14 protein-coding genes and 1 pseudogene are annotated in these 15911 nt (G+C 53.0%); 7 read left to right on the forward strand and 8 right to left on the reverse strand.

Features of this window, described 5'->3' with window-relative positions:
* The coding region (locus ACT3XD_RS18290) for a hypothetical protein (protein WP_444280646.1) at window positions 1-272 on the forward strand (272 nt) is incomplete at its 5' end.
* A gap of 98 nt (window positions 273-370) precedes the next feature.
* Here the strand turns inward: ACT3XD_RS18290 and tcuB are convergent.
* Both tcuB and tcuA read right to left on the reverse strand, forming a co-directional pair.
* Window positions 371-1480, reverse strand: a complete 1110-nt coding sequence (tcuB, locus tag ACT3XD_RS18295) for a tricarballylate utilization 4Fe-4S protein TcuB (protein ID WP_192539634.1) — start codon at window positions 1478-1480, stop codon at window positions 371-373.
* On the reverse strand, window positions 1467-2891 hold the full coding sequence (gene tcuA / locus ACT3XD_RS18300) for an FAD-dependent tricarballylate dehydrogenase TcuA (RefSeq protein WP_192539635.1): 1425 nt from the start codon (window positions 2889-2891) through the stop codon (window positions 1467-1469). The genes tcuB and tcuA overlap by 14 nt, the downstream gene beginning before the upstream one ends.
* 159 nt (window positions 2892-3050) lie before the next feature.
* Between tcuA and ACT3XD_RS18305 the strand changes: the two genes are divergently transcribed.
* Window positions 3051-3740, forward strand: coding sequence for a GntR family transcriptional regulator (locus tag ACT3XD_RS18305; RefSeq protein ID WP_192539636.1), 690 nt, complete (start codon window positions 3051-3053; stop codon window positions 3738-3740).
* A gap of 1 nt (window position 3741) precedes the next feature.
* Here ACT3XD_RS18305 and ACT3XD_RS18310 read toward each other — a convergent pair whose 3' ends face one another.
* The 4 genes from ACT3XD_RS18310 to ACT3XD_RS18325 all read right to left on the reverse strand — a co-directional run bounded on the left by ACT3XD_RS18310 (window position 3742) and on the right by ACT3XD_RS18325 (window position 8434).
* Window positions 3742-5220 (reverse strand): aldehyde dehydrogenase, encoded by a 1479-nt coding sequence (locus tag ACT3XD_RS18310; RefSeq protein WP_192539637.1) that lies wholly within the window; start codon window positions 5218-5220, stop codon window positions 3742-3744.
* A 26-nt stretch (window positions 5221-5246) separates the two neighbouring features.
* Window positions 5247-5744 carry a hypothetical protein gene (locus ACT3XD_RS18315; protein WP_192539638.1) on the reverse strand — a complete coding sequence of 166 codons (498 nt, stop codon included), beginning with the start codon at window positions 5742-5744 and terminating at the stop codon, window positions 5247-5249.
* Complete coding sequence (locus ACT3XD_RS18320; protein WP_192539639.1) at window positions 5744-7216, reverse strand: tripartite tricarboxylate transporter permease; 1473 nt, start codon at window positions 7214-7216, stop codon at window positions 5744-5746. The genes ACT3XD_RS18315 and ACT3XD_RS18320 overlap by 1 nt, the downstream gene beginning before the upstream one ends.
* Before the next feature lie 114 nt (window positions 7217-7330).
* Entirely contained in the window at window positions 7331-8434 is a 1104-nt protein-coding gene (locus tag ACT3XD_RS18325) for a tripartite tricarboxylate transporter substrate-binding protein (RefSeq protein ID WP_192539640.1), read from the reverse strand.
* Between the two features lie 270 nt (window positions 8435-8704).
* On the opposite strand from ACT3XD_RS18325, the gene ACT3XD_RS18330 reads away from it, so the two are divergent.
* From ACT3XD_RS18330 to ACT3XD_RS18340, 3 genes are all read left to right on the forward strand, one after another.
* Window positions 8705-9487: an SDR family NAD(P)-dependent oxidoreductase gene (locus ACT3XD_RS18330; protein ID WP_192539641.1), complete on the forward strand. Its 783-nt coding sequence runs from the start codon at window positions 8705-8707 to the stop codon at window positions 9485-9487.
* Window positions 9488-9549: 62 nt separating this feature from the next.
* A complete protein-coding gene (locus ACT3XD_RS18335) occupies window positions 9550-11190 on the forward strand; it encodes a thiamine pyrophosphate-binding protein (protein ID WP_192539642.1) in 1641 nt (546 codons plus the stop codon).
* 25 nt (window positions 11191-11215) lie between these two features.
* The gene (locus tag ACT3XD_RS18340) at window positions 11216-12442 is read left to right on the forward strand and encodes an MFS transporter (protein WP_192539643.1); all 1227 of its coding nucleotides are present in this window, start codon (window positions 11216-11218) and stop codon (window positions 12440-12442) included.
* Between the two features lie 820 nt (window positions 12443-13262).
* Here the strand turns inward: ACT3XD_RS18340 and ACT3XD_RS18345 are convergent.
* Together ACT3XD_RS18345 and ACT3XD_RS18350 are read right to left on the reverse strand one after the other, a co-directional pair.
* A pseudogene (locus tag ACT3XD_RS18345) lies at window positions 13263-13478 on the reverse strand (class II aldolase/adducin family protein); the annotation flags it as partial.
* 315 nt (window positions 13479-13793) lie between these two features.
* Window positions 13794-13925: a hypothetical protein gene (locus ACT3XD_RS18350; protein ID WP_263974139.1), complete on the reverse strand. Its 132-nt coding sequence runs from the start codon at window positions 13923-13925 to the stop codon at window positions 13794-13796.
* A 292-nt stretch (window positions 13926-14217) separates the two neighbouring features.
* On the opposite strand from ACT3XD_RS18350, the gene ACT3XD_RS18355 reads away from it, so the two are divergent.
* Entirely contained in the window at window positions 14218-14541 is a 324-nt protein-coding gene (locus ACT3XD_RS18355) for a hypothetical protein (RefSeq protein ID WP_192539644.1), read from the forward strand.
* Between the two features lie 683 nt (window positions 14542-15224).
* Window positions 15225-15737: a hypothetical protein gene (locus ACT3XD_RS18360; RefSeq protein ID WP_192539645.1), complete on the forward strand. Its 513-nt coding sequence runs from the start codon at window positions 15225-15227 to the stop codon at window positions 15735-15737.
* Window positions 15738-15911: the final 174 nt, after the last annotated feature.

Genomic DNA, 15911 nt, shown 5'->3' on the forward strand with positions numbered 1-15911 from the left:
GTACCTATGGCTCAGAGATACACAAACTGAGAGCTGACGGACTAAGCGATGAAGGTGCTGTCTTCGGGCGGGGTGATATGGGTAGTATCGCGCGAGGTTTCGGTATTGACGGCTATATGATCACCGAGCTTAATGCATTAAAAGATCGGCTGAGTATGTTCACCACTAGCCATCGTTCCGCTCTATTTGATATTCACATTAGTGACGGAGTGACCTCACCGATAATGCGTAGAAATCATCCGCAAAAGCCTCCAACCTCTAAAATGGATTAAATAGACTTAAACAGGACTCATTATATTCATAAGGCAGCCACTACCCACTACTGGGCTGAGCGCTCAGTAGTGGGATTGGTAATCAACTTTACAGAAGATCATTGATCAAGGCGATTGCGCTCCAGGGCGTTACGGTAGATAGCCAGCAAGCGATAGAAACCGTGTACGAACTTGCCATAGGGCATAGTGATGAAAAGTGCCATAACCACACCTAAATGCACCACCAGCATAACCCCCATAGCTGAAGTCTCACGTAGAAGCATTAAAGACAGGCCTGTTAAGCCAGTCAGCCATAGCAGCGCTATGAAAGCCACATCCATTCCCATCTGTCGCACGTCAGCAGTACTCTCATCACGCACCAGCTTGAGGTACAAAAGCCCCGCCGGGCCTATCAAAAGGCCGATGCCGCCCAAGGTACCGAACAGCTTGGGAAGACTGATAAAATCGTAGGGTGCCTGCCACCCAAATACATAGTGATAGATGGTGCCGGTCACGGTCGCTGCGAAGCTAAGCATGAACCCGTAAAAGGTAAAATGGTGGAAGCGTCGCCGCCAGTGCGAATGATAGGCATCTGGGTAAGTGCAACCAGCCTCCTCCTGACCGTGCAGATGCTTGAGTGAAAAGGTTTCTTTGAGTGCCTGCCGCCAGCTTTCGGCATCGCGTAGCCCAGCAACGCCCTCGCCGCTTTCTCGCCAAAAGCGCACCATTCCCATTACTAAAGCTAGTAGTACAAATAACGATACCGAGCCGAAGGTCACCACCAGCGTGTTGTGTGGCAATAGCTCGTAGAAGTTTCCACTATGCTGTGTGGTGACTAGAGCCGACAGATCACCGTTGAGTGCAATAGCAATCAACAGTATTAGCGTCAAACCTGCTGCCAACGCCAAGGCGGTAAGCAGGCCATTGCGGTCAAACAGTCTTGCCAACGGTTGTGGCCAAGCATACTGCCGATAAGACTCTACACGAAGCTTGGCCATTGACTGCGGTACGTTAACGGCAAACTCATGGGGCGGAGCGTACTGGCAAGCGTAGTAGCACTCACCACAGTTGTGGCATAGGTTAGCCAGATACTTAAGATCCTCGGGAGTGAACGTGCGACGCCTCTCCATGGCCGGAAATACCGGGCAGAACCCTTCGCAGTACCGACAGGCATTGCAAATCGTCATGTTATTGCGGGTTTCTTCGATTATTGCATCAATCTTTTGCATAATTGCCTGCCTCTGTGCCTGCGATACGACCAAATACGGTGCCGATAGTCATACCAAAGCCAGCGACATAGCCCTGGCCTAGAATATTACCGGCCATGATTTCACCGGCTAGAAAAACATTGTCAGCCAACTCGCCGTTAGCCATGTACATACGCGCCTTTTCATCGACTTTGGCACCCAGGTAGGTGAAAGTAATACCAGTACGAAGTGGGTAGCCATAAAAAGGTGGCTCGTCGATACGTTGTGCCCAATGGGTCTTTTCGGGCGTAACACCCTGTGTATGGCAATCATCGAGCACACTGTGATCGAAGTTGCCAGGCTGTACGCCAGCATTGAAGTCATCGACAGTCTTGAGCACGGCCTCAACCGGCAGATCGAGTTTAAGTGCCAACTCCTCAAGAGTATCGGCTTGCTCGGGTGGAAAAACTGAAGGCATAAAGCGCCCCTGAGCCTTGGAGTCGGTAATTGAATAGCCCACCTGCCCCGGCTGCTTGGCGATCAGCCGACCCCAGATGGCGTAGCGCTTGGGCCAGAAGTCCTCGCCCTCGTCATAGAAGCGCTGGCCATCGCGGTTAACCACAATACCCAGGGACACACAGTCGACACGGGTGACGATACCGCCATCGTACTTGGGCGCACGTGCATCAATAGCTACCGCATGTCCTTGCGTCGGATCCCCAATCACCATGGCGCTGTTATCAATCAGGCTGCGCAGCATCTTGCCCTGGTTGAAGCGTGTTCCGCGGATCAGGAAATTACGGGAGACCTCTCCCCATGCTTCTTCCAACCACGCTTGGTTGGACTCGAAGCCACCAGAGGCAATCACTACTGACTTAGCACTCACCTTGCGTGGCGAGCCATTGTAAGTTACCAGCGCATGATCAAATCGGTTGTCATCAAAGACCAACTGTTCGGCTTCAGCCTCGTAGAGGATTGTCACCCCAAGGCGCTCAGCAGCCTGATAGTAGGTGTTGACGAGCGCTTTCCCGCCCCCAAGGAAAAATGCGTTGGTTCGCCCCAAGTGCAGAGTGCCACCCAGCGACGGTTGGAAGCGCACACCGTAACTTTTCATCCACTCGGTGCAGGTTTCTGAGGCTCGAATCACATGCTTCGCCAAAACTTCGTTGGTGATGCCGCCGGTAACACGCCAAACGTCATCGAAGAACTCATCCTCAAGGTAGGCGTCACTGAGCACGTCGGTAGGTTCGCGATGCATGCAACGTAAGTTGCGGGTATGGATACTATTACCACCACGCCATTTACGCGGAGCACTCTCCAACAATAAAACGGTTGCGCCTTGCTCACGCGCTGACAGCGCAGCACACAACGCGGCATTGCCTCCGCCAATCACTAATACATCATGGTCAATTAGATCGGCTTCACCAAGCCGTTCTCCAGTCGATGACAACATTGAGACTCCTCATAATTATTATTGGGAAACATGCCGACGGTAAAATCGTGCATCAAACACCAATAAATACAAATGTATCCAATAGTGTTCAAAATGACAAGCGATGTTCTTTGACATACCATAGCCAGATGTCACCATCGCAATTTAAGGCCCTAAGCTATGTCAGCATCTACAACACGCAAGAGTGCCTCTACGGCAGATAATCCTCGCGGTGAACCGCGCAGCGAGCAGGCATATCGATATATCATCGACGCTATAAAGGAAGGCAGCCTGCCGCCTGGTACACGGATTCGTGAAGTCGACCTATCAGAACGTGTAGGGCTAAGTCGCACTCCTATCCGCGAGGCACTCAATCGACTCCAACTCGAAGGACTAGTGGCTAATGACCCTATTCGCGGCACTATCATCACTGAACTTGACCACGGCATGATCAGCGAGCTGTATGCCATGCGCGAGATGTTGGAAGGCACGGCTGCTGGCTTTGCCGCACAGCACGCTTCGGAAGTAGAAATTGCTTTTTTACGAGAGATTAGCGAACGCGATGCGCAATTAATTGAGACCCATGATCTAGTCAAGAATAACAAGCTATTTCATAGCACCCTGTACCGCTGTGCGCACAACCGCTACCTGCTTAAAATGCTGCATTCTCTGCAAGAATCAATGATGTTGCTCGGACGTAGCACTCTAGCTAAATCAGGCCGTTCCGAAACAGCGCGGGGTGAACATCAGGCAATCATTAACGCGCTCGAAGCACGCGATCCAGAAGCCGCTGAAAAACTGGCGAGGACGCATATCCGCGAAGCTTACAAGATCCGTCTAGAGGCCTTTTTTGAGAGTTATGGCGACTAAATCAGGTACGAATCGCAAAAGGATCACGGGCTTCGTTAGACAAGTCGATCATTAGGTTTTTAATCTCAAGGTATTCATCTAAAGCGTGCAGTCCGCGCTCGCGGCCACTACCACTGGCCTTAACCCCGCCGAATGGTGCTTGTGCAGCATTTGTGCGATAGGTATTGACCCATACCCCGCCCACCTGAAGTTGTCTAGCAACGCGATGAGCCCTAGCCAAATTCTGTGTCCATAACCCGGCGACCAACCCGTAAGCGGTGCCGTTAGCGATGGCGATGGCCTGCTCCTCCGTCTCGAAGGGAATAATCGCTAACACTGGTCCAAACACTTCTTCTTGAGCCAGTTCAGAGTCCGGTTCCACATCGGAGAATACTGTGGGTTCGACGAAATAACCGCGAGTATATAAATCACCCTGCGGCTCCCCGCCACCTGTTATCAGTGTGGCGCCCTGAGTACGGGCACGATTAATGAAGTCGAGCACTCGTCGATGTTGGGCCTTGGTCGCTACTGGGCCCATCTCGGTGGACTCATCGCGGGGGTCGCCAACCCGAATTGCTTGTGCGCGTTCACACACCTCTGCCACCACTTGATCATAGATATCGCGCTGCACCAATAACCGCGAGCCAGCGATGCAGGTCTGGCCAGCGGCGGCAAAGATTCCCGCTACCACTCCGGTCAACGCCTGCTTAAGGTCAGCATCGGAGAACACAATGTTGGCCGATTTACCACCTAGCTCAAGGGTCACCGGTGTCAGGTGCTCAGCGGCAACCCGAGAAATCGCCTTACCTGTAGCGGTACCGCCAGTGAAGCTGATCAAGTCAACTCCTGGGTGCCCTGTGAGTGCCGCACCGACGCTGCTATCGCCAGTCACCACATTAATCACACCGGCGGGGAAGCCGGCTCTTTCGCACAGCTCGGCGAAAGCCAGTGTAGTCACGCTGGCCATCTCCGAGGGCTTAATTACAACGGTGCAACCCGCCGCCAGCGCTGGCGCCAGCTTATTAGCCAGGATAGCCATGGGCGAATTCCAAGAAGTAATCAGGGCCGCTACGCCTCGAGGCTCGCGAGTGGTGAAGTCTACGAGTTCGGGGCGATCAAGTGGGATGCTATCGCCCTGAAGCTTGTCGGCCCAACCGGCAAAATAGCGATAATTACGCGCTGCAAAACGCATCTGAACGCGAGTCTCGCGGATTACCTTGCCGTTGTCGGTGGTCTCAAGCTGAGCCATGCGCTCAGCATCATACTCCAGCAGCTCGGCGAGTCGCTGCATCAACGTTGCCCTAGTCAAGCCATTAGTGTCTTTCCAGCCACCATCGAAGGCCTCTCGTGCCGCGCTTACTGCAGCATCTACATCCTCTGCGCTGGCTTGTGGAAGATCAGCCCAAGCCTGCTGGTTAACCGGATTGATGGCAGGAAATGTGGCACCGCCGGTGGCATCGCGCCAGGCGCCACCAATGTAAAGTTGATAGCAAGTTGTCATGTGGTATTTCTCCAAGGTAGAGGCTATCAGCGGAATGGATCGAAGAAATAGCCCACCGGCCAATGCATATTAAATGCTTCTGCAAGCCCAAACAGTGCAGCCATCAGCAGTACTGTACCGGTCAGAGTCGCAAACCAGCGCATCTTGCCGACTAGGCGACAGAATGCGACGGTAAAAATCGCTGCAGAGGCAATAAGACCAATCAGATAAATCCCAAGGTAAAGCGCCGCTAGCCAAGCCAGATAGGGGGCCGTACGGCGGAATTTGGCGCCCCATATTGGCTCAATGCCAGCATTGCCAACATGCTCACCATTCACTTTAGTGCCATCGACAGAGTGCAATGCACGAAAGCGCCGTATGGTCAGCACTCCCTCTACAATGAGTAGAAACATCACCGCGCTCGATACCACCTGGGGCATAAGCCGCGCGTTGAATGGATAGCCAGCGGCCATGAACAGGGCCATACCCGTAAGCCCTATCAGCACCACGATAAATAGTAGTTCTTCACGCAGTCGCTGTATCATCAAGTTTCTCCCAAGCCCTTGCGTTTAGCGCGCGCCCCAGCTACAACCACAGCCACCGCAAGTGCTCCGATACCGATGACGATTGGATCGCTGAGCCAGGACCAGCCGTAGCGGGATGCCGAGATGGTCAGATACCGCTCAATGCTCGGCGCCAGCACGAAGCCGATCAGGATCGGCGCCCTAGGCCAGTCATAGGACTTGAGTAGCCAGCCAAACATGCCGATGACGATGAAGGCGACTAAATCGCCCCACTGATTGGTGTTTTGGTAGGCACCGATCAGCATTATGATGAGCAGGAAAGGCGCGAACTTTACGGCTGGAATGGTACTAAGGCGGGCGATAGGCCTCGATAGCAGGAAGCAAGCGAAGGCACCCACTACATTGGCCAACGCCAATGTCCAGACGATGGTTAGGGTAATCGACAAATCCGTAGTCAGCATCGAAGGACCGGGCTGTATTCCGAGCAGGATCAAGCCGCCGAGCAGTACCGCCGTGGTACCACTACCAGGAATGCCAAACAGCATTGTTGGGATCAGCGCGCCCCCCTCCTTGGCATTGTTGGAGCTCTCTGGGGCAATAACCCCGCGGACATCACCCTTGCCAAAGCCGCTCTTGTCTTTTGAGCTCTGCACCGCCTGGCCGTATGAGAGCCAATCGACTACCGAGCCACCAAGACCGGGGATCGCCCCAACAGCCACGCCCAGAGCCGCAGAGCGGAGTACTAACCATCGATTGCGAATAGTATCGCGCACACCGTCTTTCCAGCCGCTGGAGATTTCTTTAACTTTGGAGACAGCTCGGTTGTCAGCCAAAAGATCAATGATCTCAGGCACCGCGAACAGCCCCATAGCCAGTATCGACAGAGGTATCCCATCCATCAGATAAACGCTGTCACCGACGAAACGGAAAGTAACCGATGAGGGTGCTGAACCAAGCATAGCGATCATGATGCCAATAAGGGTGGCGAGAATACCGCGGAACGGGTACTTACCTGCTAGCAGGCCAACCACGCATAGGCCCAGCACAGTGAGCATAAAAAGATGGGGCGACTTAAAAGCCAGCACTACCGGACGAGCGATGGGCAAGATAGCGAACAACACTAACGCACCGATCAGGCCGCCGATCAGGGAGGCACTGAAGGCCGCACTAAGTGCACGGCCCGCTTTGCCCTGCTGCGCCATAGGATAACCATCGAGGATGGTTGCCTGAGAGCCCGCCGAGCCAGGCACCCCAATTAGGATACTCGGGAAGGTGTCGGCGGTTGCAATCACAGCGGCCATACCGATAAGCATCGCTGTAGCAGCATGGGGGTCCATACCATAGATGAACGGCAACAACAGCGACATGCCCACGACCCCACCCAACCCGGGGAGAATTCCCACAACCAACCCCACACTGATACCCAAAAGCATGAATACCAAACGGGATGGATCCAGGATTAATGACAGGGCATCAAACGAAGCGGCTAACACGGCTACGAGCTCCTATCCTGTTTTTGATAAAGGAAAGTACACTGCTGATAAATCAACAGCGTACCCGAACACTTCAAGTGAGAACCTGGTAGCTCTCTAGCGTTGTAAGTTATCTCACAGGTCAACGTCGTAGCGTTCCTTGAAGGTCTCCCGTAGGTAGTTGAGAGCCTCGTCAGAAATATCCAAGGTTGCGCTCATAGCTGTGTAGGCGTCATCACCGACCAGCCACTCGTAAGGACCATTGGCTTCTACAGAGTCAGCCATAAAGTCTTCATCTTCGCGTGCTTGTTCGAAGGCGTAACGCAGATCATTAATTGAACCCTCTGGAGCGTCGGCCTTGGCCCACAGCATCTTGATACTGCCCGCAGAGAGCACCGCCCGATAGGCATCCCAGGCAACACCGGACGGCGCTTCGCCGTGACGTTCCTCATATACCTCAGCGACAGTTGGCATATCAGGGAAGGCCGGATCACGCACTAATTCACCGTCAGTGTCGATAACACCTAGGCTGAACAGAGGCACCGCAGTGCCTTCCTCGACCAGCGGCTCAACGTTAGAGGTGTAGGCGCTAGTGGTCTGGAAATCGAGATTGGTTTCACCTTGCTCTAGCGCCAGCCGGGTCGGCCCCCGGCTCTGGTAGCCGAAAATAGCGTCATGCGGTAGGTCAAGAAGTGCGAAGGCAGCTAGTGCCATGGAGCCAATTGCTTGGGGCGAAACTTCTCCGTAAATCAGCTCGTCTACTTCCCATAACTCAAGTGGGTCTTCTATTCCCAAATCAGCGCTGGCATAGACCACACCGCTTTGAGCCATGGCAACAATTGGTTCGTAGTCACGAAAGTCGTAGCGCACCGCATCAGAACCGTACATGAAAGGAAAAACCTGACCGGCACTTTGCAGCAATACCGTCATGCCATCGCTGGCAGTTCTCAACTGAAACTCGTTGGAGCCCTGTACGCCGCCAGCCCCAGGTCGATTGATAACCTGCACACTAGCGTCTTCCCCCAAATAAGGACCGATAGTCGCGGCTACATAGCGCCCCCAGGTATCTGCCCCTCCGCCAGGTGTCCAAGGCGTCAGTATCTCTAACGTCTCACCTTCATAAAAACCGGTAAGTTCGGCATGGCTATTGGCTACCACCCCGGCACTAAGTCCTGCTGCAACTGCAAGTGTCAGTGCGCGGCGGGTCAAGCATGAGGCATTGTGTGTAGTTTTATTCATTGATTGAGAACTCCTTTTGGATTTTCCGGCTGGTGCACGCTTGGTAAAAACGTTACCGCCGATGCTGCTAGTTGTTATTGTGTACTTGCGTATGCAAATGAACTCAACGACATGCAATAGTAATGAGATCAGAATATCCTGCCTATATTGCTTTAGTCTTAGTGAGTAACTCATCGAACATAGGCATGATGTATTACAATGTAGACCCTTGCATACATTGCGTCGACATGCCTTATATCGTCCAAGGTATCCAAAATCAGGAGCAATCGAATGGACATGGCCCTCACAGATAAAGTGGCGTTAGTAACCGGCGCCAGCCAGGGAATTGGCTTCGAAACAGCACTACTGCTCGCGGAGGAAGGCGCCAAAGTAGTACTGGTCGCCCGCCGTGCAGAACCACTGCAGCTGGCCGCCGAGCGCATCCACTCACTGACCGGCCAGCGTCCGATGACCATCGTTGCCGACATTGCCAGTGCCGACGGCCCCATTGCTGCCGTGGAACGTACCATTGAGGCCTACGGCGGCCTGGATATCCTAATTAACAATGCAGGAAGCAGCGCCTCGGGACCTTTCCTGGAAGCCGATGACGCCGTGTGGCAGGCCGATATTGAACTCAAGCTGATGGGCGCAATACGCGGAATTCGTGCCGCTCTACCTTACCTTGCAGCCTCATCAGCGGCGGCGATCGTCAATGTCACTACGGTGTCGGGCAAAGCACCTCCGGCCAAGACCTTACCTACTTCGGCAACCCGCGCTGCCGGTATTGCTCTGACCAAATCACTAGCCAATGAGCTCGGCGCACAAGGTATTCGCGTCAATACCGTTTGCCTGGGTAGGGTCCGCTCGGCACAGGTCGAGCGGCGCTGGCAGTGTGAAGCACCAGAGCTCAGTTGGGAGGACTACTCGGCGCGCCAAGGTCAGAATATTCCTCTCGGCCGACTGGGCGATGCGAAGGACGTGGCCAATGCCATTGTGTTCTTAGTCTCATCCCGCGCCAGCTACGTAACCGGCGCCAGTCTCAACGTCGACGGCGGGCGCAGCGCCACTGTCTGAATCAACGCCATTCGCCACCACTTAACAGCCAACCCCAATAACAATTGTATAGGAGACCCGCCATGCCAAGCGTTGCCCAGACCCTAATCGACGGCCTGCGTCGCGAAGGCGTCACCCATGTATTCGGCATTCCCGGCACCCAGAACCTGGCGCTGCTCGACGTCATTCGCGAGACCCCGGAGATGCGCTTCATCCTTACCCGTCACGAGCAGGGGGCAGCCTTCATGGCTTACGGCTATGCCCGCGCCGGTCAGCGTCCGGCGGTGGTCACCGCCACAGAGGGGCCCGGCGTAACCAACATGGCCACGCCGTTTGGTGCTGCCTATCGTGGCAACGTACCGCTGATAGGCATCAACGGCCTACAAGAGGAGTGGCTGCACGAGAAAGATGCCAGCCAAGAGATGGATCAAATCACTTTCTTCAAGCCGATCACCAAGTGGGCCTATTCAATCACCGGCCCAAATAAAGCTCAGGAAGCGCTGCGCAAAGCGTTTCGCACCGCATTGGCCGAGCCACCGGGGCCGGTTCACCTTGAAGCTTCCACCGCTATTTACCGTGCCGAAGTTGAGGCCGAAGCGCAGTTGCCTCAGCAGTATCGCGCCAGTGTGCTTCCTGACGTTGCCGGGCAGTGTCTCGAACAGGCTTCAGCGCTGCTCGCCAAGGCCGAACGCCCGGTCATCCTGGCGGGCAGCGGCATATTACGCGAACGCGCCAGCACCGAGCTAATCGCCTTCGCCGAACAACACAATATCCCGGTTGCGCCGTTGCAGTTCAGCCCCGATGCCTTCCCCACTTCGCATCCGCTGGCCCTTGGGCCGCTGGGGCGCAATGGATGGAATAGTGCCAACCGGGTAGTCAAGCAGGCGGATGTGGTCATCGCGGTGGGCGCACGCATGGATCTGTTCTCGACTACCTTCAAGCACGGGTTGATTCGCGATGACGCTATCCTTATCCACCAAGCAGCCAGCGTCGATCCTATAGGCACGGTGTTTCCGGTGGATGTCGCTGCGGTGGGAAGCACGCCGAGCTTCCTAGCCGGACTGGCAATCCGACTTGAGGGACAGCGCTGGGACTGGGTCGATGTGGCTGCCGAGATAGCTCTCTGGGAAGAGGAGCGTCAGGCGCTAATCGACCCCTATGCCGAGCCGATTCAACCCGCATTCGTCGCCGATGTGCTCAGACGCACCTTGCCCAAAGGCGGCATCATGGTGGTCGACGCTGGCAATGCTGGTAAGCACGTCCGCCAGCACTTCGTCAGTTATGCCCCTGATACCTACATATTCATCGATAACTGGGCGGCCGTCGGCGCCGGTTTCCCCACAGCCCTGGGGGCAGCATTAGCCCGACCTGGTGTTCCAGTATTGGCAGTACAAGGCGATATGGGGTTCATGTGCAATATCGGCGAGCTGGAAACTGCCGTTCGCGAGAAGATCAAACTGGTGGCTGTTGTCATCAACGATCAAGGCCTTGGCAATGAACGCGCCTTTCAGGATGCCTACTACGGTGGTAAGCATTTCGCTGTCGACTATCAGAACCCCGACTTCGGTGTTTTGGCCCGTGCTTTCGGTGCTCACGGTGAGAAAGTCACTCGGCCCGGCGACCTGGAGGCCGCTATGCAGCGCGCCTTTGCCGCGGAGGGCCCCGCGGTAGTCGACGTAATGATCGACAAGCTCAATCTCGCGCCGGTGCTTTTTAAAGCCTGAGAGTCACCCTCCACCAAGGATCATAATGGTCGATAGTCCAACCTCAGCGCCCGATAAAAGCGCCATACGCAACCTCGTCATGGTCTGTATCGGACTGACAAGTGTGTTCGTGTCACAGACGATGCTGCTAATCTCGGTGCCTTTACGGGCTCTTGAGCTCGGTGCCAGTCCATCGTTGGTGGGCATTATTCTCTCTGCGCCCTATCTTCTGCCGCTGGTTTTTGCGATTCCGCTGGGGGGTGTGGTCTCCCGGATTGGTCCACAGAAAATGTTCTTTATTGGCGCCACTGGCATGATCCTTGGTCCCTTGCTAAGTCTCTTGTCCCCAACCTTCCTCGGGCTGCTGGCAACCCAGGTAACCATTGGCCTTACGCATGTGGTAATGGTCATCGCCGCCCAATCAGTGGTCGCTGGATTGGGCCGAGGACGCACCCTAGAGCGTTACTTTGGCTGGTACACCATGTGCCTTTCAGGCGGCCAGTTAGCTGGACCACTACTAGCCGGATACCTGATTGATACGATATCGATGAACGGGGTCTTCGTTGTCATTAGCGCAGTTCCGGCGATCGGCCTAGTGAGTTCCTGCTTCTTCGTGGGCAATGCGCGAAGTGGCCATGCAACACCGCGTTCACTGCTTGGCTACCGCGCCCAAGCTTCGTTGCTGCGCGAAAATGTCGGTGTTCAGATGTCGCTAACCGTCACCATCGCAGTGCTATTCGCGTTGGGCGCACATGGTGCTTTCTTACCGGTCTATCTTGGGGAATTAACCTTCTCAGCCACATTGATCGGGATACTGGTGAGTCTGCGTGCGCTAACAGCTATGCTAATAAGACCCGTCATGCCACAGATTATCCAGGTACTTGGCGGGCGCGCCAGGACAATGATTGCGTCGGTGGCTGCTGTGGCTATGGGGCTAATGTGGACCGGCATGACCGGCAGCGTTTTGGCACTGGCGGTGCTTGCCATCATGGTGGGTCTAGGATCAGGAATTTCTCAGCCGCTTTCGATGGTAATCCTTGCCGAACACGTACATCCCGACCAACGCTCCAGCGCACTTGGTATGAGACTCATGGGCAACCGTGGAGCCCAGGTACTGGCACCTCTGCTGTTGGGTATAATCGCCGAGCTGGTCGGCTTCACGTTAACCTTTCTGTTTACCGGAACCTTACTGCTAGCGATGCTCTTCATTGTGGTTCGCCTCAGACCGCGCTTTGACCAGGCTGAAGCGGCCAACGCTCAACAGCACTTTTAGATTAGCGCCAACAGTCCCAGCTAACTCATTACAAGCCTATGATATACCAGCATAAAAAATTTTAAGCCATTAAGTGAAAGAGCCATCCTCTGTTGGCAGCACGTGACCTCATTGCTTACTTTATTCAGGAGCAGCGTTTAACTAATCATGCGGTACCCAACATCTAATAATGACTCTCATTACTGCATCTACAACCATTGAAAACATGATGATTAACCTTTCCACCGATAACTATGCATGTCGTGCTGGGAAGAAATACTATCCTTTTTTTCTGGAAGCAGTTCGTGCATGGATAGCTGGGCGAGGTCATCCGCATGAGCACTATATGGTGTCATGCACTCAACCAGCGAGGACTCAGTGAACGGAAGGTTGAGTTTACGCTTTTGCTTGTCTGGACAAGGTTTCATTTGACCTTCTTTTTCTCAGCGGTATTAGGTGGTGACGCCCGCTATCAACGGTGAATAGGCAGAATCATTCAAACTGATGGTAAGTAAAGCTTCATCAAACGATACGCCCCTTTCTTTTTCTGGAGCGAGTCCAACGCTCTCGTCAACTCAAATCGTCTTGGATAGGCCGATGAAGCGGTATACGCTTCTATCGTTGGCTGTGGCTGACTCAATGTCTCATGGAGCCATTTTTCCACTAAATCACAAATATCATCGTTTTCCGCCATGGAACATGACCAGGACAAACGTACCCTACCTGTAAGCTAATTATGGCGAAGACATAACTTAAACTTACGATGGCCTTAGCCATGCTGCAAGACACAAATAGTATAGAAATAAGCATAAATAGTAGAAATACCGACACTTCCTGAAATCTAATCTTTAGGAAATCGCATTTCTAGTTCGGCAACTTGCTCAGGCGTCAGTGCACGTGGATTTTCACCGCGCAACATCAAAAACAGCTTGGCGGTTTCCTCCAATTCCTCAGTGGCGTAAACCGCTGCTTCAAGGTTCTTTCCCGCTACCACTGGGCCGTGGTTAGCAAGCAACACCGCACTGTGCTGACCCGCCAAGCCGCGCACAGCATCACCTTGGTTCTAGTGGGAGCCTACTCGATCAATGGCAGAATGCTCGCGTCTACTTGATGCTGGGCTTCGGTTTTATCGGCTACTTTATGGACAAACTGAAGTTCCCATTGCCCCCAGTCGTGCTGGGCCTAATTCTCGGAGGCTTCGCCGAGCAGAACTTGCGACTGGCTCTGCGTATTGGTGGAGGCGATTGGACAGCCTTGGCAGCGAATACAACGTCGAAGGTGCTTATTGTCATGATTCTTCTTGTCATTCTTACGCCACTCATTTCACGACTGTCCCGCCGCAAGAAGAGTGAGTCGACGGAATATTACCTCGTTAATAATTTATGCCCACCGGTCTGATAAAGCATGCAAGCGCGGCGCCCCTGCCGCGCTCTTCTTTTGGGGAGCCCGCCACGGCTTCGCCCAGGAAACCAATGATCTGTTCTTCGCTGAAACGCTTCTTCATATCCAATCTTCTTACCCGTAGGATCGGACTCTAGGATGATAGAGATGAGCATAAAAACGTTTTGTAGGGGAAAGCCAACTCTATGGCACCTCTATACTTGGTCAGCCTCACCTGAGGCCATTCGATGGGCAGATATGCTACACTCATAGCATGCCGCAATGGCGAATAAACACGGCTAGTGCTAGCTTGGAGAACAGTATCTGTGCCCTAGCGGTGTTAATGAAAACCACCATTTTCTCGAGCTTTGTCTTAAGCATAAGGCTCGACCTAAATACCGACGAGGAGCATATACATGCTATCACTGTCGCCTGATGGTTTGGCTATTCTACTCCCTCTCAGCATTCTTTTAGCCGCTCTTCTTATGTTTGGGAGCGGCCTTGTTTGGGCCAGATACCGCGATCAACAAAATAAAAGGCAAGATCGAGAAACGTTGGTTCAAGATATATTGATCCAAGTCGAGCCTTGGGCAGGCTCCCGGGCAGCCGCCTGGGCGTGGTATCAAACATACCCCATTGCTGCCCTCGGGGGACTAACAGCCGAGCAACTGATTGCTCGGGGAAAAGTTGACGAGGTCACGGCTTATATCGCTCACATTCGTCAAGACGGATATGCTTAACCAGGTTATCGCTCATTGTTGCAGCCATACGCTGTTTTTTAAGCTTCAGAAGACAACCACCTTTCCGCATTGATTGATGCGACATCTGATTTAAAAGCGCTAATACACCCGTACCCACTACCGGCAATGTGTACAAACACTTCCATTCCCGCTCAAAGGTTTCACTGATCAGCTGCATTCGACGTTGTAGCTCGTATGGGTGATTACCCAGGCTGTAAGCTTGTTCCCCCGAAACCTTTCCTTTTGTCCTGCTGCCACTCTTGACCTGTAACTGCATGCATTATCAATGTAGCTAAATAGGCGGTGTCCCAGGGCTTCAGTCATCCAGCTATGCTCGCTAACTCATCGCGCGAAGCATGCTGGATTCCACCATTGGAAATGCTGATAACCTGGAGCAGTAGTCCTTGGCCATCCCACCGAGCTTGTCAGGCAGAACAGATAGAAACGATTATTTAATATTGGCTACATTTTTATTTAAACAAAGGTAATAAAAATCATTCAAATTTCTACATATTTACCATACCCACTAAAACACTACTCCTCCCCTTAAAACCTTCCGTGATTTTTTAGTCCAGGGGTTACGGTTATAAGACAACGTGATAAAAAGATAGATTGAATACCCTTATGACCAAGCCGGCCACCTTGCAGGCAAGGATTACCCCAAACGTAAAACAGGTGTTTTAATGCTAAAGGATCGAGGATCAAGAAGGGTTCCACTATCTCATATTAAAGTCAGTCATCATTTATCTGCCCCTGTGCTTCGCGTATTTTTAGCTCGCTCATCGTTCTTACGAGATGTGCAGTGCATGTCTGAAGAGGCCATAAAAGTCTATTTACTTCAGCATCCTCCGGTCGTTTATGAAAATAAAAGGGGTAAAGAAGGCACTCCGCTCGTGTGCATTGCCAACCTGTTCCCTTTATATCTTGCCCAACGCTGCCTTTCTGGCAGCGAAAAAATTCGAGTTACGTTAGTTGAAGCACCGCTCAGTAAGAATACAGAAACCTTAGCACTTTCTTTAGCGCTTTCCGCAGAAACATGCCATGCACTTTCTCCAAAAGACCTCTCTCACTACATCGTATCGTTATGGGAACACTTAGCCTCTTCTGATCCTCAAGCGTTAATAAACCTGTCAAAAAAATTTAACAGTAAGTCTTCTCTCTGTGAGGCGCTAAGTATTAACCGGCGAGACGTTTAAGGACTGTTAAATTTATGGGCAGTAATGCACAACTCACCGCTCTTCTAGAGGATGTCCTTCAACCCCGCGATGGCTACTTTGCTATCGAGACGATTCAGCCTCTACTGGTACACACCATTGAAAAATTGGCCAGCATTGAAGACGACGCATGGGAGTCACCGGCACTTTCGGGAC

The organism is Halomonas sp. AOP7-B1-5 (assembly GCF_052353045.1).
GTDB lineage: Bacteria > Pseudomonadota > Gammaproteobacteria > Pseudomonadales > Halomonadaceae > Vreelandella > Vreelandella colorata.

Coding starts and splice junctions, on each gene's coding strand:
- tcuB (WP_192539634.1), bottom strand. CDS start 1,480: ATGCAAAAGATTGATGCAATAATCGAAGAAACCCGCAATAACATGACG.
- tcuA (WP_192539635.1), bottom strand. CDS start 2,891: ATGTTGTCATCGACTGGAGAACGGCTTGGTGAAGCCGATCTAATTGAC.
- ACT3XD_RS18305 (WP_192539636.1), top strand. CDS start 3,051: ATGTCAGCATCTACAACACGCAAGAGTGCCTCTACGGCAGATAATCCT.
- ACT3XD_RS18310 (WP_192539637.1), bottom strand. CDS start 5,220: ATGACAACTTGCTATCAACTTTACATTGGTGGCGCCTGGCGCGATGCC.
- ACT3XD_RS18315 (WP_192539638.1), bottom strand. CDS start 5,744: ATGATACAGCGACTGCGTGAAGAACTACTATTTATCGTGGTGCTGATA.
- ACT3XD_RS18325 (WP_192539640.1), bottom strand. CDS start 8,434: ATGAATAAAACTACACACAATGCCTCATGCTTGACCCGCCGCGCACTG.
- ACT3XD_RS18330 (WP_192539641.1), top strand. CDS start 8,705: ATGGACATGGCCCTCACAGATAAAGTGGCGTTAGTAACCGGCGCCAGC.
- ACT3XD_RS18335 (WP_192539642.1), top strand. CDS start 9,550: ATGCCAAGCGTTGCCCAGACCCTAATCGACGGCCTGCGTCGCGAAGGC.
- ACT3XD_RS18340 (WP_192539643.1), top strand. CDS start 11,216: ATGGTCGATAGTCCAACCTCAGCGCCCGATAAAAGCGCCATACGCAAC.
- ACT3XD_RS18350 (WP_263974139.1), bottom strand. CDS start 13,925: ATGAAGAAGCGTTTCAGCGAAGAACAGATCATTGGTTTCCTGGGCGAA.
- ACT3XD_RS18355 (WP_192539644.1), top strand. CDS start 14,218: ATGCTATCACTGTCGCCTGATGGTTTGGCTATTCTACTCCCTCTCAGC.
- ACT3XD_RS18360 (WP_192539645.1), top strand. CDS start 15,225: ATGCTAAAGGATCGAGGATCAAGAAGGGTTCCACTATCTCATATTAAA.